The organism is Apilactobacillus kunkeei DSM 12361 = ATCC 700308 (assembly GCF_001281265.1).
Lineage (GTDB): Bacteria > Bacillota > Bacilli > Lactobacillales > Lactobacillaceae > Apilactobacillus > Apilactobacillus kunkeei.
Genome location: NZ_JXDB01000010.1, coordinates 1 through 26029 on the forward strand (window position 1 = coordinate 1; position 26029 = coordinate 26029).

General features: G+C 34.7%; 20 protein-coding genes. 8 read left to right on the forward strand and 12 right to left on the reverse strand.

Going from position 1 to position 26029, the window contains the following annotated elements:
* The 3 genes from RZ79_RS05970 to RZ79_RS05980 all read right to left on the reverse strand — a co-directional run.
* Nucleotides 1-447 (reverse strand): IS3 family transposase (locus RZ79_RS05970; RefSeq protein ID WP_155457574.1); only part of this gene is annotated, 447 nt, incomplete at its 3' end.
* A 20-nt stretch (nt 448-467) separates the two neighbouring features.
* Entirely contained in the window at nt 468-956 is a 489-nt protein-coding gene (locus tag RZ79_RS05975; RefSeq protein ID WP_054450618.1) for a helix-turn-helix domain-containing protein, read from the reverse strand.
* 93 nt (nt 957-1049) lie between these two features.
* Nucleotides 1050-1652 (reverse strand): nitroreductase family protein, encoded by a 603-nt coding sequence (locus tag RZ79_RS05980; RefSeq protein WP_054450620.1) that lies wholly within the window; start codon nt 1650-1652, stop codon nt 1050-1052.
* A gap of 163 nt (nt 1653-1815) precedes the next feature.
* Here RZ79_RS05980 and RZ79_RS05985 point away from each other — a divergent pair, with 163 nt between their 5' ends.
* Nucleotides 1816-2139, forward strand: a complete 324-nt coding sequence (locus RZ79_RS05985) for a DMT family transporter (RefSeq protein WP_041153081.1) — start codon at nt 1816-1818, stop codon at nt 2137-2139.
* Between the two features lie 37 nt (nt 2140-2176).
* Here RZ79_RS05985 and trhA read toward each other — a convergent pair whose 3' ends face one another.
* Entirely contained in the window at nt 2177-2866 is a 690-nt protein-coding gene (trhA, locus tag RZ79_RS05990; RefSeq protein ID WP_080997486.1) for a PAQR family membrane homeostasis protein TrhA, read from the reverse strand.
* Between the two features lie 110 nt (nt 2867-2976).
* Nucleotides 2977-3549 carry an aggregation-promoting factor C-terminal-like domain-containing protein gene (locus RZ79_RS07285; RefSeq protein WP_054450622.1) on the reverse strand — a complete coding sequence of 191 codons (573 nt, stop codon included), beginning with the start codon at nt 3547-3549 and terminating at the stop codon, nt 2977-2979.
* A 240-nt stretch (nt 3550-3789) separates the two neighbouring features.
* On the opposite strand from RZ79_RS07285, the gene RZ79_RS06000 reads away from it, so the two are divergent.
* The 7 genes from RZ79_RS06000 to RZ79_RS06030 all read left to right on the forward strand — a co-directional run bounded on the left by RZ79_RS06000 (nt 3790) and on the right by RZ79_RS06030 (nt 12032).
* The gene (locus RZ79_RS06000; protein ID WP_054450624.1) at nt 3790-4704 is read left to right on the forward strand and encodes an ABC transporter ATP-binding protein; all 915 of its coding nucleotides are present in this window, start codon (nt 3790-3792) and stop codon (nt 4702-4704) included.
* Nucleotides 4704-5447 (forward strand): ABC transporter permease, encoded by a 744-nt coding sequence (locus RZ79_RS06005; protein ID WP_053795833.1) that lies wholly within the window; start codon nt 4704-4706, stop codon nt 5445-5447. The genes RZ79_RS06000 and RZ79_RS06005 overlap by 1 nt, the downstream gene beginning before the upstream one ends.
* A 127-nt stretch (nt 5448-5574) precedes the next feature.
* Complete coding sequence (locus RZ79_RS06010; protein ID WP_054450626.1) at nt 5575-6390, forward strand: ABC transporter permease; 816 nt, start codon at nt 5575-5577, stop codon at nt 6388-6390.
* A 156-nt stretch (nt 6391-6546) separates the two neighbouring features.
* Nucleotides 6547-6993, forward strand: a complete 447-nt coding sequence (locus tag RZ79_RS06015) for a MarR family winged helix-turn-helix transcriptional regulator (protein WP_054450628.1) — start codon at nt 6547-6549, stop codon at nt 6991-6993.
* A gap of 363 nt (nt 6994-7356) precedes the next feature.
* Nucleotides 7357-8679: an amino acid permease gene (locus RZ79_RS06020; RefSeq protein WP_053796029.1), complete on the forward strand. Its 1323-nt coding sequence runs from the start codon at nt 7357-7359 to the stop codon at nt 8677-8679.
* Nucleotides 8680-9048: 369 nt separating this feature from the next.
* Nucleotides 9049-10371, forward strand: coding sequence for an amino acid permease (locus tag RZ79_RS06025; protein ID WP_054450647.1), 1323 nt, complete (start codon nt 9049-9051; stop codon nt 10369-10371).
* A gap of 200 nt (nt 10372-10571) precedes the next feature.
* The gene (locus RZ79_RS06030; protein ID WP_054450630.1) at nt 10572-12032 is read left to right on the forward strand and encodes an APC family permease; all 1461 of its coding nucleotides are present in this window, start codon (nt 10572-10574) and stop codon (nt 12030-12032) included.
* Nucleotides 12033-12079: 47 nt separating this feature from the next.
* Here RZ79_RS06030 and RZ79_RS06035 read toward each other — a convergent pair whose 3' ends face one another.
* The 7 genes from RZ79_RS06035 to RZ79_RS07260 all read right to left on the reverse strand — a co-directional run.
* Entirely contained in the window at nt 12080-12841 is a 762-nt protein-coding gene (locus tag RZ79_RS06035) for a hypothetical protein (RefSeq protein ID WP_155514839.1), read from the reverse strand.
* The gene (locus RZ79_RS06040; protein ID WP_054450635.1) at nt 12807-13595 is read right to left on the reverse strand and encodes a hypothetical protein; all 789 of its coding nucleotides are present in this window, start codon (nt 13593-13595) and stop codon (nt 12807-12809) included. The genes RZ79_RS06035 and RZ79_RS06040 overlap by 35 nt, the downstream gene beginning before the upstream one ends.
* 105 nt (nt 13596-13700) lie before the next feature.
* The gene (locus RZ79_RS06045) at nt 13701-15038 is read right to left on the reverse strand and encodes an FAD-dependent oxidoreductase (RefSeq protein ID WP_054450637.1); all 1338 of its coding nucleotides are present in this window, start codon (nt 15036-15038) and stop codon (nt 13701-13703) included.
* Between the two features lie 223 nt (nt 15039-15261).
* Nucleotides 15262-16074 (reverse strand): CPBP family intramembrane glutamic endopeptidase, encoded by an 813-nt coding sequence (locus tag RZ79_RS06050; protein ID WP_054450639.1) that lies wholly within the window; start codon nt 16072-16074, stop codon nt 15262-15264.
* Between the two features lie 78 nt (nt 16075-16152).
* Nucleotides 16153-20400, reverse strand: a complete 4248-nt coding sequence (locus RZ79_RS06055) for a hypothetical protein (RefSeq protein ID WP_054450641.1) — start codon at nt 20398-20400, stop codon at nt 16153-16155.
* 71 nt (nt 20401-20471) lie between these two features.
* A complete protein-coding gene (locus RZ79_RS06060; protein WP_054450643.1) occupies nt 20472-24773 on the reverse strand; it encodes a glycoside hydrolase family 70 protein in 4302 nt (1433 codons plus the stop codon).
* 270 nt (nt 24774-25043) lie between these two features.
* On the reverse strand, nt 25044-26029 hold a 986-nt coding region (locus RZ79_RS07260; RefSeq protein WP_191979222.1), incomplete at its 5' end, for a hypothetical protein.

The window sequence follows — 26029 nt, forward strand, 5'->3', positions numbered from 1 at the left end:
CATTTCGCCGTTGTATAAATCCATAAATGCAGTGAAATAAGCTCTTTCTGAGGTTGTTTTATATCCCCATCTAAGTTCAGTAACGTCTGTAACTATTTTTTGATATGGTCGATCTGTTGTAAATCTTCTTCTTAGTCTATTACTTGCGACCTTGCCGCAAGTTCCTTTATAAGAATTATATTTTCTAATTTTTCGTTTATAACTATCACATAAGAGTCCTTCGTTCTTCATGATGCGAAGGACTTTTTTGTGATTAATATTATATTCTCGGCGTTTCAATTCAATAGTTACTCTTCTATATCCGTAATCTTTAAATTTATTTCTAATAACTTTAATCTCAATGATGACCTTTTGGTCATCAACTTCGTACTCACGTTGACACGCATCGTAATAACTACTACTAGACATCTCGGCAATATCTAATAACACAAATAATGGAACGTTCATTTCTCGCCTTAACTCATTTATTATTTGCGCTTTTTCTTTGTTGGTGATTTTTTGCTTTGAATCAAGGCATCCAATTTTTCCAAGTATGCAACCTTAGCTTGTAAGTATGTTACTTGTTGTTCAAGTTGCTTATTCTTTTCGTCCACTGACATATCTTTATTATTTTTCATTTTAGGCGGTCTTCCTTTAGGTTTATTTAGGCGACCTTCAGCTGCTAAGCGTTCCCATTGATATATCACAAAAGGAGCGTTTATTCCGAAATGCCGTGCGGCATTTGTTAACGATTCATGATTCTTAAGTCGCCAATTTATGACCTTTATTTTAAATAAATATTCATAATATGTCTTTGTATTTTTTGAGAAATATTCAATTCCAAATTGTTCAACTTTCCTAATCCATTCATAAAGGGTCGCAGATCCTTTGATACCGTACTTATTAATAATTTTTGTAAATCCTAAACCATTATAATAATCTTTAATGGCAGCTAATTTTAATTCTTTAGAAAACATAAAAGAACCCCTTAGGTTAGATTTCTCCAACTCAAGGGGTTCAGTTCAGGTCTTATGACCTATCTTTTTTTATTTTATTTATTGGGATTGTTATTACTTGAATACCTTGAAACGATCTTCGTCATCCATGTAATCCTTTGATTGTGCTGGTGCTTCGATTGACCCGAATACCATTTCAGCACGTAGTCTCCAGTTAGCTGGAATATCGAATTCCTTAGCTACATCTTCGTCGATTAGTGGGTTGTAATGTTGTATGTTCGCACCTAGACCATTTTCAGCTAAGCCAGTCCATACAGCGTATTGAGCGTTACCTTGAGCTTGTTCTGACCAGTCGTAGAAGTTGTCAGCGTATGCTGGGAAATTCTTTTCTAATCCATGAACAACATCCATGTCAGTGAAGAATAGAATTGTAGCATAACCATTCTTAAAACCATTGATCTTGTCAGTAGTTGCCTTTAGGGCATCTTCATCCTTTAAATGTGGCTTTAAGTTATCTAAAGTGATGTCCCATACTTTGTCTTGGTTGTCGTTAAATAGAATAACGGCACGAGTTGATTGACTGTTGAAAGCTGATGGAGCTTCCTTAATTGAAGCTTTGATGAAGTTTGCTAATTCATCTTGGCTTTGTTCAACATTACGACCCAGTGCGTAAATAGTACGACGGTTCTTTTGTAAATCAAGTAGTTCTGTTTTCATATTGTATCTCTCCTTTTGTTATATCTGATTGATTAATTAATATTATATCACTTACTTTTAGTTAGTAAACCCTTTTGCTCAATTTTTTTAATGAACAAATAAAAACTTAAGTGATATTATTTAGGTATCAGCATAATATTATTTTTCGATGAGGTAAATTAATATGTTCTATTATTTATTTTTAGCGCTCGCTATTATTGGTGAACTCATCGGTACAAACCTATTAAAGATGTCGATGGGTTTTACTAAGATACTGCCAACAATCGGATCGCTAATTTCATTTGCACTATGTTTTTACTTTTTATCAATTGCGATGGTTAAAATTCCGCTAAACATTGCCTACGCTAACTGGAGTGCACTAGGAATTCTTGCCACCACCGCAATCGCATCTCTGGTGTACAAGGAACAAATTAACGTCATGAGCATGATTGGCATCGTCTTTATTATTATAGGTGTCGTTTTGTTAAACCTATTCAGTGCAAAATAAAAACGCTAAGTTAGAATATCTAACCTAGCGTTATTTTTTATACATAGAAATAGATTGAGAAATACATCAAGATAGTCCCAATCATTACAAAGACGTGCCAAATGACGTGGCCAAATGGAATTTTTGGGAAACTATAGATTAAAGCTCCGACAGTAAATGCAATTCCACCGAATAATAGTAATAGGAAACCATGAATTCCCAGGTAATCATATAGTTTAACGATTCCTAGTAGACACATCCACCCCATTACAACGTAGATGATAGTAGAAAGTGTCTTTAATTTACCCATCCACAATGCCTTGTAGATAATTCCTAGCACCGTCATAATCCAGATTACAGTTAGGATAACCCAACCTAGCCAGCCACTAATTGCGATTAGACAGTATGGTGTGTAGCTTCCAGCAATTAGTAGGTAGATTGCTGAGTGATCAAAAATTTGGAATAACTTTTCGACACGGGTGAAATATAGGCTGTGAAACATGGTAGAAGCAATGTAGAAAGTTACTAAAGTGATTGAGTAAATCACGAAACTAGTAATTCTCATTGCACCACCAACGTGAACACCATGAATAATCAATGCGACAGCACCGATGATTGCAAGTAGTTCCCCTATTCCGTGGGTGATTGCACTAAAGATTTCGTTTAATAGGTAGTATGTCTTATCCTTAATCCAGTTAAACTTTTGCTTCACTGAATCGGTAGTCTTTTGTTTTAAGTCGTTGTTCATATATAAAGTACCTCTATTAATGTTTATTTAATTATATAACTATGTAATCTAGTTTTCAATACTAGATGCAAAAGACTACAAAAAAAGAACCCTCTTTGGGGTTCTTTTCATTAGTACCAGTTATGTGATAACCAGAATGCTTTGGCTTTTACCCATGATCCGTAACGACTCTTAACGTAGTTGTTAGCAGTACGTTCTTGGTTCTTATGAGATAAGTTACCACCGTAGTAACTGATTAATAATTGGTATTTACCGTAACATGAACCGTTTGAAGCGGTGTATGAACCACCTGATTCATGGTTAGCAATCCATGCTTTAGCAGCAGCATTTGCTCTTGATAAATGTTTTCTTACTTTGTAAGTTGAATGTTTCTTGATACGTCTAGAACTAACAATCTTCTTTACGGCATGCTTCTTAACACGTTTTACAGTGTGTTTCTTAGCTGCCTTCTTGTGAGTTCTTGCTACTTTCTTAGCCTTCTTAGATACTTTCTTGTGTTTGCGTACCTTTTTAACATGTTTAGTAGCTTTCTTCTTAGCGGTTCCTTGAACGGTCTTTGTTTGAGCTGGTGTAGTTGGTGTAGCAACTGAATCAGCTTTTGCGGTTTGTGGTATTAAAAACAATGTCGCAATCAATAATGATACCAATACTGCAAAGGTAATCATCTTATTATTCGAATGCATATAATGTTTTCCCTCCTTAAAATTACTTGAATAACATAACGAACCAGTTTTACTATCTTGTTAGAGTTATGTTACAGGAATGTTACATTTTATTTCAGTTGTGAAACAAAACTATTCTTAAGTCTGATCTGAAAGCTCTTAAGACTTTCTTAAGTTTCATGAAAAAGAATTGACTTTTAAAAGAAAAATGTATACAGTTAGTTACATAAGTAATTAACTATTATTATAAGGAGATGCACTATGAAAACTCTTGAAGTTCAAAGCTTAAACAAGTTTTTCGGAAGAAAACAAGCTCTATTCGATGTTTCATTTGATATCGAACCTGGTACCATTCTTGGTCTAATCGGACCAAACGGTGCTGGTAAGTCTACTATTATGAAGAGTATCGTTGGTCTAACCGACTACAACTCAGGTAGCATTAAAATTGATGGAAAAGAATTAACTAAAAACAAGCGTAGCAGTCTAGAAAACGTTGGTTCAATGATTGAATCACCCGCTCCATACTTGAACCTAACTGGTCGTCAAAACCTAAAGCTTTTCAATGACGGTTCTACCACCGACGAAGAAATGCAAGAAATTATGGAAGAAACTCAAATCATTGAATTTGCTGACAGAAAAGCAAAGAAGTACTCATTAGGTATGAAACAACGTTTAGGAATTGCTATTTCATTGCTTAACCACCCTAAGCTACTAATCTTAGATGAACCTATGAACGGTCTAGATCCACAATCAACTCATGATTTACGTGACCTACTTGTAAAATTATCAAAACGTGGCATTAGTATCCTTATCTCAAGTCACTTACTTGACGAACTATCACGTATCGCTGATTACTATGTAGTAATTAACCACGGTAAGGTAATCAAGAAGTCAGACGCTAAGTCATTCCTATCAGAAGGTCCTAAGACTATTAAGTTCGAAGTTAAAGACACTGACGCTGCTAAGAGTGCTCTTGACGCAGCCGGTTTCACTGCCACTGTTTACGACAAGACTGTTGAAATCGAAGACAACAACGATTCAACCGCAATGAACGCTGGTCTATCAGCATTGAACCAAGCAGGAATTGAAATTGAAAACGTTTCAAGAAACCAAACTGACCTAGAAGAATCACTATTGAAGCTTCTATCAAGTGATAACAATAAGGAGGCTAAATAATGTTAACTTTAATCAGACAAGAACTATACAAACAATTACACGGTAAGTTTTACATCGGATGGGGTATCGTTACACTAGCAATGGCACTATTTGCTGGATTTGTGTATCACTCATCTAAAGAATTAAGCCAAATCAACGCAAACGGCCCAATCTTCTCATCAGCCATCATCGTTGTCTTGGTTGCTATGATCGTCTTTGCTAGTTCAATTCTTACTACTGACTTCTCAAACAATACTGTTAAGTACTTGTTTGCTCGTCAATTCTCACGTGGAAAGATTTTCATATCAAAACTAGTAACAATCGTTGTTATGTACGTCTACCTACTAGTTGTTTCATTCGTTTCAACTTTAATCGCAAATGCATTATTCAACAAGATGCGTTCAATTCCTTTTGATGTATTTGGTAACAGAATTAGTGGTATGAGTTTCTACCTATTCTTAATGTTATCTCTTGTATTACTAATTAGTTGCCTATTCAAGAGTAACGCCGTAGCAATCGCCATCGGAATTGTTTTCTACTTCGTAGTTAGCATCATTAACCCATTCTTAAGCATCTTTATTTACTATCACTCATGGGTTAAATACATTCCACTAACATTCCTAAATGTTTACTCACAAACAATCAGCCCAATGATGTCAGAAATGACTAAGCTATCATTGAATGAAATGAGAGTTGGATCAATCATTTGGGGAATTGTCTTCCTATTAATTACTTACGTTGTTTACAACCGTCGTAATGTCTAATAATAATATAGTAGAAAAAAAGCGACTTAATTATTGATTAGTCGCTTTTTTTATTGGAATGAACGCCTCAAAAGTGATAAACTCTTGTTATTGATTAATTTCGAATAAAGATTTGGAGGCCAACGTATTGGTTGATTTATTAAAACAAGAAATGAACAAGAAAAACCGTCTTATTTTTCTTGCAATGGCTGTTTTCTTAGTTATCGTTACTATCCTAATGGCTGTTATTGGTAAAGACACTAGAACCTTAGATGGTTACAAGCTAATGAACACATTTGGTGGAATCACCCCTGTTATTGAATTACTTGCTACTATCATTACTGCAACCAGATTTGCTGGTGTCGACAGTAATAAACAAGTTCGACAAAACATGGAAAACCACAGCAAGACAACTATATTCTTCTCAAAGGTTATTACTTGCATGGTTGGATACTTCATTCTACTAGCTCTTTCAGTTCTAACCATCATTTTTATGAAATACCTAGTCTTCCCCGAAAGTGCCTTCGCTGGTAAATTAGCATTAGAATTACAATGGGCAACATTAGGTAACATTGCTTACGTATTCATTTTTGAATCATTTGTAATCATGGTTATTGGGTTTTGTAAGACTTGGTACGGTTCAATCGCTTTCGGTGTTGCTTTAAACTACATCACTGAACTAATTGCCGGTATCTTCATGATCTTCATTTACAATAACCGTCAACTTATTTGGAACCCATTCAACTTCTTCTTCGTTGAAAAACAAATTCAAGATGGTATGAAGCACATGATGACCCGTCTAACATTGAACCAAATTATTGCCGGTTCAATTGTTTATGCCGGAATCTTCTTCGTAATTGGATTTATCATCTTTGTCTTCATCAGAAAGTTCAAAACAGATGATGAACTAATCGCAAAACGCCAAGCTAAGAAAAACAAAAAGCAAAAATTACAAACTGCATAATATTCTTTATATATTGCACTCAAATAGGCACCGTGTATAAAATCACAGTGCCTATTTTGTTGACCAATTTAAATTTAGTGATATTCTTTAATATTGTATACAATATAATCATTTGCTAGACAAAATCCACCGAACAAATGAAAGGAGTTTTGCATTATGCCAAAAGAAGTGACTCTAAACGATCAAATTTGTTTTCAAATTTCCCGAGCACATCAACTATTTAACAAGTTCTATCAAGAACCACTAGAAGAATTCAACTTAACTTACGTGCAATACATTACCTTACTTTCATTATGGGAAAATGACGGAGTAACCGTTAACTACCTAAGTCAAAAATTAGGTCTTTCAAACGGTACTTTGACCCCATTATTGAAACGTTTGGAAAAAGCTGGTTGGATTACAAGAAATCGTGATAAAGCAGATGAACGTCGTGTCCTAATTCACTTAACACAGTTAGGAAAAGACAAAAAAGACCCAATTGTGGAATCAGTTCAAGGATGTTTGAACCGACTTAACTACAGCGATGAAGAATTTGCTGATGCAATGGATACAATCATTGATTTACAACACCGTTTGGAAAGAACAAACGAAAGTAATAAGTAATTTTTGTAATCATTTAATTGACACCTGTCTTTTGCAAGTATACAATATTAGTTGTTAAAGAAAAGACATGTCCGCTTAATGATGCTTTCCAGAGAGAATTACATTTTTCTGTAAGTAATTTATTGCAGTTAAACGGTTACCACTTTTCTATTCTATGTAAATCGATATTATTTTTAATGACTAATATGAGGGCATTATAGATATCTGTAATGCTAAAGATGGGTGGAACCACGTTAATATAGACGTCCCTGACACATAAGTGTCGGAGACGTTTTTTGTTTCCCCGCCTCAAATAAATTCTAGAAGGTGGAAATATTGTCAAAGAATAATGATAAGTTAGAAAGAAAGCTTAGCGCACGTCACATGAAGATGATTGCGTTAGGTGGAACTATCGGGGTTGGCCTATTCATGGGTGCCAAGTCCACAATCGGTTGGACTGGTCCTTCCGTGTTACTAGACTATGCGATTGCAGGATTATTCTTATACCTAATTATGCGTGCGCTAGGTGAAATGTTATACGTGCATCCAGTTACTGGATCATTTTCACAGTTTGCCTCAGAATACCTACACCCTGTATTTGGTTATTTAACCGCATGGAGTAATGTCTTCCAATACATTGTTGTTGGTATTTCAGAAGTCATTGCTATTGGTACATATATGCAGTTCTGGTGGCCACATTTACCATCTTGGCTTCCTGGAATCATTGCCATCGTATTTTTATGTATCGCAAATTTAGTATCAGTAAGTGCCTTCGGTGAACTTGAATACTGGTTTGCCTTAGTCAAAGTTGTTACCATCATCGCCATGATTATCATTGGCTTGGTTATCATAGTATTTGGTTTTAATGGTATTCACCCCACTGGTATCTCAAACATTTGGAGCCATGGCTTCTTTGCAAATGGTTTTAAAGGATTTTTCTTTGCTTTGGCAATTGTAATTGCCTCATACCAAGGAATTGAATTAATTGGTGTAACTGCCGGTGAAGCTGAAAATCCTAAGCAAACATTAGTTAAAGCTATTCAAGATACCATTGGTCGTATCCTAATCTTCTACATTGGTGCTATCTTCGTTATCCTAAGTATTTACCCTTGGGACAAGATTAGCCAAATCGGTTCTCCATTCGTAGAAACATTCTCACAAGTAGGTATCACCGCAGCTGCTTCAATCATTAACTTCGTTGTGGTAACAGCTGCACTATCTGGATCTAACTCTGGAATTTATAGTGCTAGTCGTATGGAATTCTTACTATCCGAAGAGGGTCAACTTCCAAAGGTATTCAAGAAATTAAACCGTCACGGTGTTCCATACGTTTCAGTAATCAGTATCTCAGCTGGGATTTTAATTGGACTATTATTAAACGTCCTACTACCAATCTTCTTCCCATCAGCAAACCAAATCTTTGTGTACGTATACAGTTCATCTGTACTCCCAGGAATGGTGCCATGGGTTGTTATTTTGGTATCTCAAATTCGTTTCAGAAAGCAACATCCAGAAGAATTAGTGAACCATCCATTCAAGATGCCACTATCACCTATCAGTAATTACATTACGCTAATCTTTTTAGCAGTTACCTTGGTTTTCATGTTCATTAACCCTTCTACTAGAATTCCTTTGATTATCGGAATCTTCTTCCTATTAATCATGACAATTCTATACTTTGTAAAATTCAATCAAAACAACAAATAGATAGTAATAAGTTTGTTGAATAAAATTCATCAATTGTTAAATTCCTTGACATTAATTTTAATATGTAATAACATTTCTTAAATAATAAATATTAGAATTATGTAAGTGAAAATCTTACTGGGGAATTGTTTATTACCTATCAGAAAGATCCAACTATTGTAAAATCAAACCAATGTTATAGCAATTTTGATTAATTATTTAAAAATTATTTAATTATATTGGATTGGTTATGCAATTTTATAAAATCGCTAGTACAATAGATAATGTAGTACTATGTTTTTTATTACATAATTTCTTATAGGATGGTGAAATATATTGGCAGAAGAAAAGCAAGAAAAGAAGTTAGAGCGTAAGTTGAGCTCTAGACAAATGCAAATGATCGCCCTTGGGGGAACTATCGGGGTTGGTCTATTTATGGGTGCCAAGTCCACCATTGAATGGACTGGTCCTTCTGTATTACTAGCATATGCAATAGCTGGTGTGTTCTTATATCTAATTATGAGAGCTTTAGGTGAAATGTTATACGATAACCCAATTAGTGGTTCATTCTCACATTTTGCATCTGAATACATGCACCCCGTTTTTGGTTACTTAACAGCATGGTCAAACATTTTTCAATGGGTTGTTGTTGGTATTTCAGAAATGATTGCTATTGGTACTTATATGCAATTCTGGTGGCCATCAATTCCATCTTGGGTACCTGGTATTATCGCGGTAGTATTCTTATGTATTGCCAACTTAATCTCAGTTAGTGCCTTTGGTGAATTGGAATACTGGTTTGCTTTAATTAAGGTTGTTACTATTATTGCAATGATCATTATCGGGTTAGTAATCATTGTTTTAGGTTTCAATGGAATTGGCCCTACTGGTATTTCTAACCTATGGTCACACGGATTCTTTACTGGTGGTGTTAAAGGATTCTTCTTTGCTCTATCAATTGTTTTTGCTTCATATCAAGGAATTGAATTAATTGGTGTGACTGCAGGTGAAGCTGAAAACCCTAAGAAGACTCTAGTTAAAGCTATCCAAGACACTATTGGTCGTATCTTAATCTTCTACATCGGATCAATCTTCGTAATGCTATCAATTTACCCTTGGGATAAAATTGCTAACATTGGTTCTCCTTTCGTAGAAACCTTCTCTCAAGTCGGAATCACTGCTGCTGCTTCAATTATCAACTTTGTTGTTTTAACAGCTGCTCTATCAGGTTCTAATTCAGCAATCTATAGTTCAAGTCGTATGTCATACTTATTGGCTCAACAAGGCCAATTACCTGAAAGATATAACAAAATTAACAAGCACGGAGTCCCATACATTTCAGTAATTTCCATTGCAACCGGAATATTATTAGGAGTTATTCTAAACGTAGTACTACCACTATTCTATAAGGGTGCAAGTCAGGTATTCGTATATGTATACAGTTCCTCCGTTCTACCTGGTATGGTTCCATGGTTTGTTATCATCATGTCTGAACTTAAGTTTAGAAAACAACATCCAGAGAAATTAGCTAATCATCCGTTCAAGATGCCTTTTGCTCCTTTCTCAAACTATCTAACACTACTAGTACTATTCATTACTTTAGTATTTATGTTCTTCAATGATGATACAAGAATTCCATTGATTGTAGGGATCGTCTTCTTAGCTTTAATGACAATCCTATACTTTGTTAGATTTAATAAGAAAACAAAATAATTCATATTAAAACTAATTTAGCCACCCTTTTTCTATTCAAGGGTGGCTATTTTCATGTTAGAATATTAGTTACGTTTGTTTATCATTTACAAACACTTGTTGACAAATTAACAAAAACGATTAAAATATAATCAATTTCTAATCATTTTTTAATAAACGAGGTGCCATCTTGTTTATACATACGAAAAGAGGTAATTTTTATGGCGAATCTATTCAAACGAATGAATCGAAAAGAAGACCCTAGTGTCTATGAGCAAAAGGATTCTAACTTGGTCAGATCATTGACTACCAAGGATTTCCTTGCTTTAGGAGTTGGAACAATCGTTTCTACTGCTATTTTTACTCTTCCCGGTATCGTAGCTGCTAACAATGCAGGTCCTGCAGTGACCATTTCTTTCTTGCTCGCTGCAATCGTTGCTGGATTAGTTGCTTTATCTTACGCTGAAATGGCTTCAGCCATGCCGTTCGCTGGTTCAGCATATTCCTGGATTAATGTTGTTTTTGGAGAATTCTGGGGTTGGGTTGCTGGATGGGCACTCCTAGCTGAATACTTCATTGCAGTTTCCTTTGTTGCAGCTGGTCTATCGGCTAACTTCCGAGGACTAATCGCACCACTTGGAATTAATTTCCCTACATACTTAGCCAATCCAGTTAGTGCAAAAGGTGGATTAGTTGATATTTGTACCGTCTTTGTAATCTTAATCGTTATGTTTTTGATTACACGTGGTGATAAACAAACTTCTCGTGTTGAAAATGTATTAGTAATTTTAAAAGTAGCTGCTGTATTAGTATTTATCGTTGTTGGAGCTACTGCAATTCACTTCGCCAACTATGTTCCATTTATCCCTGCTCACCATGTTAATGCCGATGGTACGAGCTTCGGTGGCTTTAGCGGAATCTACGCTGGTGTTTCAGTAATTTTCCTATCATACATTGGATTTGATTCAATTGCTGCAAACTCTGCAGAAGCTAAGAATCCACAAAAGACAATGCCTAGAGGTATCATTGGTTCTCTAGTAATTGCCGTTACACTATTCGTTGCCGTATCACTAGTACTAGTTGGTATGTTCAAATACACCAACTACGCTAACAATGCTGAACCTGTTGGTTGGGCCCTTCGTCAAGCTGGTCACCCAATTGTTGCTTCAGTTGTTCAAATTATTGCCGTTGTAGGTATGTTTACTGCTTTAATCGGTATGATGATGGCAGGATCACGTCTACTATACTCATTTGGTAGAGATGGTATGCTACCTAAATTCCTAGGTAAAATTAGTAAGAAAAATCACCTTCCTCTAAATGCAATCATTACTATGACTGTCATTTCAGTTGTTATCGGTGCCTTCCTAACATTTACATTCCTATCTCAATTAATTTCAGCTGGTACTTTGATTGCTTTCATGTTCGTTTCCATCGGGATTTACCCACTTAGAAAACGTGAAGGAAAAGACATTAATATGCCTGGCTTTAAAGAACCATTCTTCCCTATCATGCCTGCTTTAGGGTTCCTAGCATCACTAGCAGTCTTCTGGGGTCTAGATAACGATGCTAAGATTTATGCGTTGGTATGGTTCATTATCGGTATGATTATTTACTTTGTTTATGGTATGAACCATAAATCAAGAAATCAACAAGCCGAAGTTAAATCAAATGATAATGAATAATTAAAACCAAATAAAAAGAGGACTCGTTTGAGTCCTCTTTTTTTGTGCTATTTTCTTACGTATAGGTCAATCCAACCTTCGCTATGATCTTGATAGTTAAATCTCATATGACGAAGTCTGGTGTAGTGTTTCTTTAGGAATCTAGTATCGACTTTCCATAGTCGCCAACCCTTACGGTATTTAGCAACAACGAATTTATATTTTAGTGAATGTAAGTAATCACGTTGAGCATCATACATTGGCTTGTAATTGATATTATTTCTGATAAAGAAACGATTATCAGCATGTGTTCCAGTGTAAGTATATAAACCAACATCTAAGAAACGGTAGTTCAATAGTGACTTATCTTTAGACTTGTTAATAATCTTTGAATATTCATATTGATATGATTGGCTAGGCTTTGAGTAATGTAAGCTTGTACGGTAATTTCTGTTTGTAACAAAGATTCCCAATAAAGCAATTACGGATAATGCCCAGATTAAGTACTTCTTCTTGTATAGATACTTATCGACTAACAATCCTAATTCGAACAAGTAGAAGATGATGAATGGTTCACACGCGAATAAGTAGTATGAAAAACTAGCGCCACCAACTTCATATGTTGCAATGATATCAATGAAAACGATTAGAACAAGCAATATCTTATTACTATCGTGCATCTTTGCTTCACGCATGTATCTAACAACCGAACAAATGAATATTGCAATCATTAGATAGTAAACAGTTCGGATGATCACTAAGTGATGGGAAAAACCAAATGTTGGGTATTCCATCTTAAATAGCGTGTATGCGAGCGATGCGTTTTGCACATGGTAATGCCGTCAAGTTTAAGTAGAAGTAGTCGTTAAATAGGAATTTTAAGGCTCCTGTGGCCCAATAAAGGATAATGATTGGTAAAGTTACCGATAAGAATCCGATTAATGCATCTAAGATAATCACAAATAACTTCTTAAAGCGTTTAGTGAACAAACAAGCTAAACCAACATAAATAAAGAATATTACCCATGGAATAACTAATGAATATTTAATCCAAAATAGAATTGCAACAAAGCATCCATTAACTATGTAGTAACGACGTGGCATGTCAAACCAGTTATATTGAATACACGAGTAAAGCAAGATTAATACAAATGTCATAGCGTATTCTTCAGGTAAATCACCATAATAGAAGATTCGACTGGTAAATGCCAATGGGATAAATAGGAAGCTGCAGAACATTGCTGTCCTTGCACTTAATTTCATTGATAGAATTCTGTTAATGTACGCGATATCTAGGAACAACAACAATGATTCAATTACATAGATAAATGTAAAAGAGTTGTATGAAAAGATCGCATTTGCGGAATGAATTAAGTAAATTAATGGTCCCCTATTATCAAATAAGTCCTTGTAGGGAAGTAATCCGTGTAGTAATCCTTTTCCAACAGTATACATTGTATTCGCATCTACTGATCTGTTAAATGCGTAGAATGGCGAAGCTGTTGTTAAAAAGAACATACAAACAAAACTAATCACTAACATCAAAATGTTCTTAGCGGTTAGTCTATTTATAATTTTTTTCATTTTCTCACCTCATCTTGTAATAATAATCCAATAAAATTAAAATAGCTATAAAAAAATTCCCTAAAATGAAATTTTTAGGGAATTTTTCAAATTTAATTAAGAATTTTACTTTTCTTCTTGTGCTTGAGCAGCTTGACCCAAAATGTTTAAGTAGTGGAATGGACGGTCAAAGTTTGGTTGGAATAACATATCAACCATAGCTAAGTCATCGATTGTGTTCTTGTTTTGGATAAGAACAGATAAAGTGTTAGCTGATTGAGAAATGTCATAGCGACTCATTAATGATCCACCTAAGATACGACGAGTGCTTGGGTCGTATACTAGTTCCATTAATACCTTTTCAGTTGTTGGCATGAATTCTGGACGGTAGTTATCTTCAACAACTACTGAGCTTGCTTTCATACCCTTTCTTTCTGCCATACCAACAGTCATACCAGTAGAAACTAAAGCGTAATCATATAATTGTAAACCAGATGATGATTGAGTTCCCATGTACTTAGTTGTAGGTTTTTCAATATTCTTACCAACTAAAATACCTTGACGAACTGCGTTAGTTGCTAGTGGAATGTATTCGTTAGTTTCACTTGGATTGAAGTGTACAGCAGCACTGTCACCTGCAGCAAAGATATCTGGGTTTGATGATTGCATATATTCATTTGTGATAATAGCACCATTGTCCATCATATCAACCTTACCAGTTAATAGTTCAGTGTTTGGTTGGAAACCAACACATAGGATGGCCATATCTGCCTTAATATCGTGATCACCGGTTGATAAAGTTAATTCGTCATCACCTGAGAACTTTTGAACACGAACACCTAGTTCTAGTTTTACGTTGTGGTCAGTGTATAGTTCTTCAATCTTGTCAGTGAACTTCTTGTCAAAGTACTTTGATAACACGTGGCTGTCACTGTTGATTAAAGTAGTTTCGTGACCATGATTTGAGAATGCTTCTGCTAATTCAGCACCGATGTAACCAGCACCAACAACGGCGATACGTTTGTGGTTCTTAGCCTTTTCAAATAGGATTTGAGCATCGTGCCAGTTCTTGCAGAAGAATACGTTCTTGTTATCGCGACCTTCGATTGGAGGAAGAACAGGACGTGAACCTGTTGTCATAACTAATTTGTCGTACTTATCAGTAAATACGTCGTGAGAATCCAAGTTTTCAACTTCGATAGTCTTAGCATCAGTATCTACGGACTTAACACTGTGTAGCATTTTAACGTCTGCACCTAAATCAGATAGTTCCTTAGGGTTTGAGTAGAATAATCCTTGAGGATCCTTAACCTTACCATCTAGGTATAAAGCGATACCACATGATAGGAATGAAATGTTGTCATTTCTTTCATATACAGTAACTTGTGCGTCTGGGTGTTCCTTTAAAATTTGTTTAACAGCGAATGTACCTGCATGTGTACAACCAATAACAATAACTTTCATATTGTAATACCTTCTCTATTCTGTAATATTTTCATTTATATTTTCTTTACAGTTTTAATTATATGTATTGTGAATAAAAACACAATAATTTTATTTCGCCTTAAGATAATTTTAACATTTTAAATATTAACAGTTATTATAGCGCATTTGTACTTTGTGTAGCATATCACTGATTTAACAAATGTATAAAAAAAGCAACGACATTAATTCGTTGCTTTTGTAATTAATATAACCAAGATTTTTTACCTTGTTTACGATTATATACAATCAAAGATACATATGATGAAAGAATCCCCACTATAAATATTAGTAACGATAAAATATCAACTTTATTTGTTGCAGAAGTATTAACATAATTAGAATGCATAGAAAAAACAAAAGCAGAGTAATCCATCAATGCATGCAAACTAATTGAAACCCAAATATTTTTGCTAATATAGTACACAGTAGCTAATACAAATCCCAGTCCCGCTGCATATATAACTTGGTTAGTAGTATCCCAAAATGGTGAAACTAAATAATTTAACATGTGCAAAGAACCAAAGACCATACTAGAGAAGAAAATACTCTTCGTTACAGGATACTTCTTAAAGCCTTTTAGCATTGCACCCATCATAACACCACGAATGGAAATCTCTTCAAACATCCCTACAAAAAAAGCTTCAATAAGTCCAATACCAAAAGATAAAATGATATTTTGAGCATCCATATTATGAAGAAGGTTTTTCCATACAAGAGTGTCACTTGCTAGTGTCATATTAATAATTGTTAAAGCTATTAGCAGCCATCCCTCTTTAAAGATATGAGAGTATCCACCGTGTTCATGCATGACATTGATTTTCCAATGTCGTTTTGCAAATACCAACAGTGCAATCGCAAATACAGCTCTCATGATTCCTGGATCCATCTGCCCTAATATTTGGTGATCATTGTTATAAATATTAAAGTTAATTGCCGTAACTCCTACAATATTTAATGCAATAAAATCGATTAATAAAACCCAAAAAGTAATTGACCACATTTTTCTTAATTTCATATTATTTCCTCGCTTTAATTGATGAAAACATCATAACACACAAAAAAAGAATGCCAAAGTGGCATTCTTTTTTACATGTTATTTGTAACTATGCTTAAACGCGTTAATTGATTTGTTGTTTTTAGAAATTGTCTTGTTAATCCTTGTAACTTTTGTTTTTAATTTCTTTAATGCAGCACGATTCTTCTTAGTGTTATGTTCCTTTAGCATCTTCTTAGCCTTATCTTCTTGTGACTTAGCACTAGCTAATTCTTTCTTAGCCTTGTTTACTGAAGCAACATTTTTGAAATAAGTGGCTAGTCCATTCTTTTTCTTATTAAGCTTGTTATATGCCTTCTTACCCTTATTGTACTTCTTAAGAAGCTTGTTGTATTGAGTTGAAAGTTTCTTTTTAATCTTCTTAGTATGTTTCTTCTTAAGGCTATTCTTCAACTTAGTTAGTTGTCTTTTTTGTCGTGATAATTGCTTCTTATCACTAGCAAGTTTTTGGTTAAGAGCATGTAGTTCAGAACGTTTTGGAGTCTTGATGTTATTATGACCCTTGATATTTTCATCCTTCTTAGAGCTTGTTTTTTCATCACTACCATCATCATGATTAGTAACCAGATCACCTGAATTTTTATCGTAGTATAAATATGATCCATCAAGGTTTTGGATAGCTCTTCCCTTAACCTGTTCACCATTTCTGTCAAAGAATAGGCTGCGTCCATCTATATTAACTTTTCCGACAAGCATATCTCCACTACTTTTATCATAGTATGAATATGTGTCATTGGCATTTATAACAAATCTACCTTTAACTTGTTCACCGTTATCGTCAAAGAATAGGGTATGGCCATTTATATTAACTTTTCCGACAAGCATATCTCCACTATTTTTATCATAGTATGAATATGTGCCATTAGCGTTTTCAACAAATCTACCTTTAACTTGTTCTCCATTATCATCAAAGTATAGGGTACGGCTTCCTACCTTAACTTTACCAATTGCCAAATTGCCGTTACCTTGATCGTAGTAAGAGTAAGTACCGTCGGCATTTTCAACGAAGCCTCCCTTAACTTGATAACCATTGTTATCAAAGTACATCTTTTTACCATCAATGGTTTGGTTTCCAAATACGGCCTTATTATCATTACCGAAGTAATAGAATGGTCCGTTAGTACTTGCTTGGATGAATTGGTTTCTAGCTAGTTTTCCATTAGATGCAACATAATATAGAATCTTACCATTTGCATCATACTTAAATTGGTTTAATTCTGGTAATCCATTGTCATCGAAGATATATGCATTACCCATTGAATTAATGTAACCAGTTTGAATATGGTTACCCTTTAGGTAGTAGAAGATTTTGGCATTGATTGGTGATTGTACAAAGGTATCGTCACCTTGAATAATACCGTTACCATTAATATTTAAACTATCGGTACCCCATGTGGTATTAGTTGCTAATTTTCCATCGGTACCGTAATAAGATAGTGTACCGTCAGCATTCTTCACAATATCGTTATTAACGATTAGGTAATTACCGTCAGCATAGTATTTATCACCATTGACTGTAATTTGTCCCTTAACGGCCTTACCATCATCGCCAAAGTAATACTTTCTTGTGCCATAGTTTGGAGTGATATCTGAATCATTATTAATAACTTCAAAGTTGTCCTTTAGCATATTTCCATTGGCATCGAAGTAATAAGTACCATCATTTATGATTACTACTGTATTTTTAACTTCGTAACCGGTTTGATCGTCGAAATAATTGTCATTAAACAATCCGGTCTTTCTAATACCATTGTCAAAATAAACAGTATTTCCATTGATAGTATCGAAACCAGTTTGGTTATTCCTTCCATTATTTGAAGAACTGTTAGAAATATCCATAATAAGTGCAGCTAATTTGTTTTCTAAGCTTTTGGCTTGTAAATAATTGTAGTTAGCAATATCTAAGTACAATGATTGAGTTGCATCATCTTTATTATTTGCAGTTATAAGATATTGACTAGCCTTATCTAGAGCAGCATTTGCTTGTTTATAATAGTCATTACCTTGATCTTTATTGGCATCGGAAATATTATCTAGTAATCCATTGTCACCCTTTAAATCATTTCGAACAGCTTGAATGTTATTAGAAACTGAATCTGATGAAATTGATGGAGCATCACCGCCAAATTGATAGTTATCAATATTAGAATTTCCTTGAACGCTCATTGTATACGGTTCGTTTTGTTGTGAAGTATAGTTCACAATATTGTATGATTCATTAGCCTCTGGAAGGTAAACTTCCACTGTTGAATTATCTACATACAATTGCATCTTTGTAATATCAGTTGTGCTAAGTGGTGTAGTAACGTCCTTATCCATTTTAGGATTTAAATTACTTTGGCGATTAACGGTAATTCCGTTATTGTCGACTGTAATGGTAATTGTTGATTCTGCACGTTTTAATGTAATAACCTTAGGTGATTTTGAATCATCGAAAGTAAAATCATATTTGTTGTTAACGTTTGCCAATAATGAATTATTGGAACTGCTAATTCTATAGCTATTAACCAACTTACTGTTTGGTTCGATTGGGATATAGATTAGTGACTTAGTATTACTATCATATTGGATTAATCTTGGTAATGTGATAGTACCCGCGTGCTTGGTTAAGTCATCATAAGCAGGAGTTCCAATTGGTGAGTATAACCAGTTACCACTCCAGTTAATGTTAACTAAGGCATCCGCATTTTTACCATCTTCATCTAGGTATGCATAGTTACTTGCGTAGGTGTCACCTTGATTAGCGTCACCGTCTACTTGATGGAATTCTTTTTCATCGAGATCTACTTTGAACACACCATCTTGGTCAATGTATCCTTTAATGTAAGCATTTCCTCTTAAGTTATCACTATGCCAACTAAAGAATAGTAATGCTTGTCCATTAACGGTCTTCACAATTGGTGTTTCAACTTCAAGTCGTTTGTCATTTAACCTAGAAACGTCAACGTCTTGGTTAGAATCATGGGTCCAATTGACACCATCGTCACTGCTAAGGACATAGAATTTCTTTTCCCATCCACCAGCAATATAGGCATACATTTTTCCATTTCCTGTTGTTGATCTTTGAACAACAACATCTCTAAAGTCACCAGTATTTGGACTTGGAATTTGATCAATCGACATAACTGGTTGTGATTGGTAAGGCTTGTATTGTTCATCATTATTGCTGTACATTAGGAAAATTTCTTGTTTGTTATCAATAGCACTGAAGTAAGCAATCTTGGCATGATTGTCAATTTTATTACCCCATTTATCCTGCTTTAACAAACCATCATTATATAAGACTGAACCTGTTGCAACGTATGACCATAGCATACGGTCTTGGTTATTCTTATTTTCATAAGACATTTGGTTAACATGGTAGTTCTTATAAGGGATTGCAACGTTTTTGATTGAAGTTGGATCAGCCTTATCAAAGGCAGAGAATGTCTTAAAGTCTTTAGTTGTTGCGTGGTACCATTCGTTAGAGAATCTAACGTCACTAGGGTATGGATTGTATAAGAAGTAAACATCATAGTAATCGATTTTTCCGGTTTGAGGATCATTATTAACATAGTGAGGAACAGTTGATTGAATATCGTTTGAGAATCCACGAGGAGTGTTGTAATGGTAATTTTGATTAAATGCTGAGTTGGTCATTAAAGATTCTTCAGATTTTGAATTATCTTCAGTCAAAACACCATTTAAATCGGCATGGTAACTCTTACCGTCAACGGTTACGTATTGGTTTGTAACTAATTCTCCTGAATCATCTGAGAAATACATTTGTTTGCCGTTAACTTGGACAATTTGTCCCTTCACTTGTGTACCGTCATCATTAAAGAACAAGTGTTGGTTATTAACATCTTGTAATCCGATTAGTAAGTAGCCGTTGTTATCTGCATATAAGTATGAACCGTTGTAAGAAATGAATTGATTACGAACTAAATTACCACTAGCTCCATCAAAATACATACGATGACCATTTACATCAGCGATTGAACCTTTAACTTGATTACCATTATTGTCAAAGTATTGTTCATTACCATCAATTGAAACTAAACCTTTTGCTAGGCTGCCATCTGCCATAACAAATTGCACATCGTTATCGCTTAGTTTATATTTAGTTTCACTATTATTGCTATAACTACTAATTTGGTCAGCAGATGCCTTAGTATCGTTACCATAAAATTGTGTAAGAGCAAACAAAGGAATAAGTGAAGATGTCATGATTGCCACATTAATCCAATGTTTACCTGATTTGTATCTCTTATAATGAACCTTCGTATCGTTGTTATTTAAATTCATGTTTTTCCCCCTAAAAAACCGAAAATATTATGTAAAAAAGTGAGATACCAAGTTTGGCATCTCACTTTTTCTTACTTACGCTTGTTATAACTAGTGATATAACCATTAAGCTTACTTATTGTAGTTTTTAATTTTTTCAAAGCCTTTGTAGCTTTTTTATATGTTGCCTTGTTACTCTTAGAGTTATTTCTGTTAACCGCTTTTTTAGCAGCTAGAACCTTCTTATTTTCAGATGCGACAGCTTTTTTCTTGGAAGCTAATTGCTTCTTAACAGCTTTCAAATCTTTAGCAGATACTATTTTTCCGGTGTTAAAATTAACAGTTCCGTTCTTTCTTACCTTGTAGGTAACAGAGCTAACTTTTGTAGTACCAGAAGTTTTCATTTTTCCGCTGCCATCAAATGCATAGTACTTACCAGAGATTTTGTGAACTCCTGATCTAACTTGGCTCTTTGCGTTTAGTAAGAACTTACCAGCAGAAGTAACAATTAACTTGTTAGGAGCATAAATTACTCCCTTTCTAACAGTAATTGTCTTGCCTTTGTATTTAAATGACTTAGTAACTAATTGTGCGCTAGATGCATTGTAGTAAGATATGGTCTTGTTCTTGTTTACAACCATCTTGTTCTTAGCTTGAACCCCATCACTGTAGAAGTAGTACTTCTTACCATTGATAGTTTGATGGCCCTTAATAACGTGTCCTTTAGCATTTGCATAGTACCAGTTCTTGCCGGAGGAGAAGAAACTGTTCTTCACAAGGTTTCCAGATCCAGCAGCGAAGAAACGCTTAATGCCCTTGATAGTTACAAATCCACCCTTGATTTGGTATCCATTCTTGTCAAAATATTGGATATTGTTACCTGTGTTCAAGAATCCTTTATGAGCATATCCATTCTTATCGATGTAAATGATTCTACCGATGTTGTTACTCAAGTAGTAACCTGATGATTGTGCTTGAATACCATTTGCTTGGTAATAAGTCATTGTTCCGTCATGGTTTGTAACCATTGCATCCCTAACGTTCACACCATTTGGTAGGAAGTAATATTCGTATCCATTGATAATAGTTGGACTAGTTGCAAAGTTACCTTGGGCATCAACGTAGTACCAGTTACCACTTTCATCCTTTAGGAACGAGTTGGTAGCAACATAACCACTAGGAGTAATGTATCTTTGTTGACCATCGATATTAGTTAAACCATAGTTAACAGTTTGTCCTAATAGTTCCTTAGGCAATACAGTTGCTTGAATTCCCGGATTATCAGAAGTTAATACTGTAAAGTATCCAGCACCGTATGAGTTACTCAATACATATTCAGCACCTCGACCTTGGATGTTAGAACCATTTAGGTACTTAGCATCCCATACCTTAATCTTGGTTGATGGATCAATTGTCTTTCCAGTTGATACTTGTTTTGTTGTAAACAAGTCTGGGTACATCTTTTGTAGTTGATTCAAGAATTCCCCACCGTACTTAGCTTGGTAATCAGTACCTGAACCTTGACTGTATGAATCATATAGCATGTTAATCAAGTTAGTCTTATCACTTAGAACACCTAATTGGTTAACACGAGTTGCTGAAACAACTTGTTGTTTTGGCAACATGTATAGTTGATCAGGAACAAAGTCCATTAATACCTTTAGGTTTTGAGCATGCAATGCCTTGATTGCTGCAGTCAATTGTTCTGCAGTACCGTACTTAGTTGGTGTGTTAAATCCTAAGTCATATCTATCGTTAAATGAGTATCCATTTTGAACGGTTGAATCCAAGAATGTTCCATCATTTGTTGAACGATATTGTGGTGGTAATTCAATATTAGTGAATCCTAAACCAGAAAATAGTTTAGCATTCTTAGCAATTACAACGTTTGAATATTCTGATTGCTTAGTTGGCATACTTTGGAAGTTAGAGAATGCTTCAAAGATAACGTTTGAATCTAGAGCAGCGTTTGAGTGGTATGACTTACCATCTTTAGTTGTCTTAGTACTTGCAGCAGTTCTAACATCTTGTTTTGCAGATGCGCCAACTGGTACCCACATTGATAGGTATCCAGATACTTGAGGGTTAGCATATCCCTTGATTGCTGAACCAGTAAGAACTAAGCGACCCTTTGAATCGGTGTAAATAACACTCTTCTTAGCACTCTTGTCAGTAGCATAAGTGGCAATACCCTTCTTAGTAGTCTTCACTAATGGACGGTATGCTTGGTTCTTGTGGGCAGCACCCATGTAGATAACAACTTTATCCTTTTTACCTAACTTAAGTTTAGGGTTGTTACTTTCAATAACTGCAATACCAGATTTTCTAGTTTGCTTAGTTCCCTTTGAGGTAACGGTATTAGCACCCTTACCAAAACGAACTGAAACTAATACCTTATTCTTACCCTTGTTTACTGAAACAGTCTTCATAGCTTGACCACCAGCAACATACTTAACTCTTCCCTTTAGCATTGCGCTAATTGAATTGTAGTATGGAGTCTTAGTTGCCATAAATTGACCATTATCAGTGTACAAATCACCGTAGTATACACGTGGTGTTGTATCTTTGTTAGTCAACATTAAAGCATAAGCTGAGGGAATGTTGTATTGAGTATATTTCTTGTTAGTACTCTTTTCATCGGCATTGTAAATCTTGAACGCCTTGTTAATTTCATCCCAAGTTGGGTTTAATCCATTTGCAGTTGGGTTAATCTTGTCTTGAATGATTTGAGCAATCACTGTTTGAACACCCGCATCATGGGCTCTTACGATTGAGTAGTTAGGAATAGCAGTATTGTAAGTACTGTCTTTTCTTCTGTTAACCACACCTGCAGTGATTAGCTTAGCAATATCAGAACGCTTTTTAGGATCGTTAGTTAATACATTAGCTAGTGCATCCTTGTAACCACCATCAATGGTAATTTGGTTAGATCCCTTATCCTTTAGATACTGAGGGTCATTGGCACTCCAATCTTCAAGGATAGCTAAATGATCATTAGCATTCTTATCGTTTTTGTTAATACCATAAGCATCCTTGTAGTAACCAGCAATGATATCCAAAATATCAGCATTCATGTTATCAACGGCATCAACACGAACACCATCAAAATTAGCATCTTTATCATTTTGAGTGATGGTACCAAAGTTCATCATGTAGTATAGCCAGTTAAGTGTTTCGGCTTGAACTGTTGGATTTGAGTTGTCTACATCATTAGCTAATAAGAATTCATAGCCTATGTAACTAGTCTTGTTGTAGTTTAAAACACCGTTTTGTTGAGATGGGTTTCTGTTGATAATACGGTAGTCTGAATTAGCGTTTGGGGTTAAAGAATTGTTTCCATAAATTAATGATCCACCTTGGAATCCATCATTTAAATCGTAGTTTTCACTAGTCATATTCCATTGTGATTGAGAATTTACAAAGTTGGTAAAAATGGTCTTAATCTTATCCACACTACCATTATTTGATTGAATATTCTTTTCAATGTTCAATCTTACAGTGGCAGCTGCTTGATTTAATTGCTCAGAGGTATTGTTTGAGCTAAACTTGCCAGAAACTAGTCCTTGTTTGCTCATGTAATTTAAGTAGTCAATTTCTACCTTTTGTGAAGGCCACCATACACTTAGTAGTGGTCTAAAATCATTTGAAGTAGAGTCTCTCCATTGACTATCATTTACTTGAATTTGTTTTGGGCGATACCATGAATCTGCTGTAATAAATCCATTTACATTAGTAATGTTTTTATCATCTGCTGAATAAATTGCTGTCTTATCGGAGGCGGCAATTGTTCCAGATGCAAAATTATTGTTTGTGTTTGTTAAAACACCATCTGGACCGAAGTAATATAAAGAACCGTTATCAACAATAACTTGCGATTTAACTTCTACATTGTCGTTGTAGTAATAAGTTTTTCCATCAATGTATTTAGTGTGTGATTTAAAATCATTTGAAGCATTTGATGCTAATTGTGGGCTAACGCTTTGATCTGCGCTAGAATCATTAGCACCCGCTACAGTTACATCTTGAGAGTTGACACTGGAGACAGATGAAGATGCAGTTGATGATCCAGCATTAGACATTGCAGATAATGAACCAGCAATAGAAGCTGATGATAAGACACTGCTACTACTTGCTTGACTACTATCAGCATTTGATGAAACAGCTGATGTCACCTTATCAGAAGAATCAGATTTTACATTTTGTTCTTCACTAGTTTTACTTACTTTTTCATTACTATCTGAATTAACCGCGGATGCAGCATGTGCTGACAAATTACCATTAAAACTAACAAAAGTAATTGCCATTGCACCTGTAATAATTCCGGCAGTTATCCATTGCTTGCCAGATTTATACATCTTGTAATGTAATTTCTTTTCATTATTACTGAAATTCATAATTACCCTCCAAAATAAATTTCGATATACAACATTTAGATTATATCAAATTTTTTAGAAAAAATAAGGAAATCTTAATATATTTTTAAGAAAAACAATATTTTAAACCAATTGAAATAATACTGTTATAATTTTATCTTTAGATTTAGCGTATAAAATGCATTTGAATAATAAATTTTAATGTTATTGAAACAAAGACTTAACAAAGAAAATAAAAGAGAATACCAAATGGTATTCTCTTTTATTAATATCTATGCAGATAAAAAGTGATTATTTTTTCTTACTTTTCATAGAAGAGGCTTTCTTAAAGTTATTAACAATGGCCTTCTTCAACTTAGCTTCGTCACCTTTATACTTCTTAATGGCTTTAGTAAGTTTCTTTTTGCCCTTAATATCCTTTTCGTAAGTCTTCTTCAATTTTTTACTGGTATGGCGTTTTAATTCTTTCTTATCCTTAGCTAGCTTTTTATTTAAGCTATTCAATGCCTTTTTATCCTTTTTAAGATTCTTGGCACTCTTTAGATATTTTTCAACAGTGTTTTGTTCAGCAACAAGGGCTAAGTAGTACTTCTTATTAGCCTTATATTTTTGTAACAAAGCGTTGTATTCTTTTTTGAGTTTCTTTGAACTGTGTTTCTTAAGTTCAGCTTTTAGTTTATCTAATTGCTTCAACTCTTTCTTCACTAATTTTTCTTGTGAAGAAGCTTGTTTATTAACCTGTTTCAAACTCTTAGTGGTTAACATCTTGCTTTGAATCTTTTGATTTTCACGTGTTTTGGTTCTTGATAGAGTATTTACATTGCTTACGTGTTGAGTAGTTTGATTATTAACACTATGATCATTTGAAACTTGATTATTAGTTGTTAATTTCCTATTACTCAATACTTTATCAGAATCGTCATTAGCATGAGATTGAGACGGTTTGTTTTGACTAACACCATTTCCGTTCCCATGAGCGCTTGTCTTACCTTGTTCACCATGACTTGAAGCACTACTTTGGGCACTTGAACTCTTTTGTGCTTCATGACTTGATGCACTGCTTTGGGCACTTGAGCTACTTTGTGCTTCATGGCTTGATGCACTGCTTTGAGCACTCGAGCTACTTTGTGCTTCATGGCTTGATGCACTGCTTTGAGCACTCGAGCTACTTTGTGCTTCATGACTTGATGCACTGCTTTGAGCACTCGAGCTACTTTGTGCTTCATGACTTGATGCACTGTTTTGGGCACTTGAGCTACTTTGTGCTTCATGGCTTG

Coding starts and splice junctions, on each gene's coding strand:
- RZ79_RS05975 (WP_054450618.1), bottom strand. CDS start 956: ATGTTTTCTAAAGAATTAAAATTAGCTGCCATTAAAGATTATTATAAT.
- RZ79_RS05980 (WP_054450620.1), bottom strand. CDS start 1,652: ATGAAAACAGAACTACTTGATTTACAAAAGAACCGTCGTACTATTTAC.
- RZ79_RS05985 (WP_041153081.1), top strand. CDS start 1,816: ATGTTCTATTATTTATTTTTAGCGCTCGCTATTATTGGTGAACTCATC.
- trhA (WP_080997486.1), bottom strand. CDS start 2,866: ATGAACAACGACTTAAAACAAAAGACTACCGATTCAGTGAAGCAAAAG.
- RZ79_RS07285 (WP_054450622.1), bottom strand. CDS start 3,549: ATGCATTCGAATAATAAGATGATTACCTTTGCAGTATTGGTATCATTA.
- RZ79_RS06000 (WP_054450624.1), top strand. CDS start 3,790: ATGAAAACTCTTGAAGTTCAAAGCTTAAACAAGTTTTTCGGAAGAAAA.
- RZ79_RS06005 (WP_053795833.1), top strand. CDS start 4,704: ATGTTAACTTTAATCAGACAAGAACTATACAAACAATTACACGGTAAG.
- RZ79_RS06015 (WP_054450628.1), top strand. CDS start 6,547: ATGCCAAAAGAAGTGACTCTAAACGATCAAATTTGTTTTCAAATTTCC.
- RZ79_RS06020 (WP_053796029.1), top strand. CDS start 7,357: ATGAAGATGATTGCGTTAGGTGGAACTATCGGGGTTGGCCTATTCATG.
- RZ79_RS06025 (WP_054450647.1), top strand. CDS start 9,049: ATGCAAATGATCGCCCTTGGGGGAACTATCGGGGTTGGTCTATTTATG.
- RZ79_RS06030 (WP_054450630.1), top strand. CDS start 10,572: ATGGCGAATCTATTCAAACGAATGAATCGAAAAGAAGACCCTAGTGTC.
- RZ79_RS06040 (WP_054450635.1), bottom strand. CDS start 13,595: ATGAAAAAAATTATAAATAGACTAACCGCTAAGAACATTTTGATGTTA.
- RZ79_RS06045 (WP_054450637.1), bottom strand. CDS start 15,038: ATGAAAGTTATTGTTATTGGTTGTACACATGCAGGTACATTCGCTGTT.
- RZ79_RS06050 (WP_054450639.1), bottom strand. CDS start 16,074: ATGAAATTAAGAAAAATGTGGTCAATTACTTTTTGGGTTTTATTAATC.
- RZ79_RS06055 (WP_054450641.1), bottom strand. CDS start 20,400: ATGAATTTAAATAACAACGATACGAAGGTTCATTATAAGAGATACAAA.
- RZ79_RS06060 (WP_054450643.1), bottom strand. CDS start 24,773: ATGAATTTCAGTAATAATGAAAAGAAATTACATTACAAGATGTATAAA.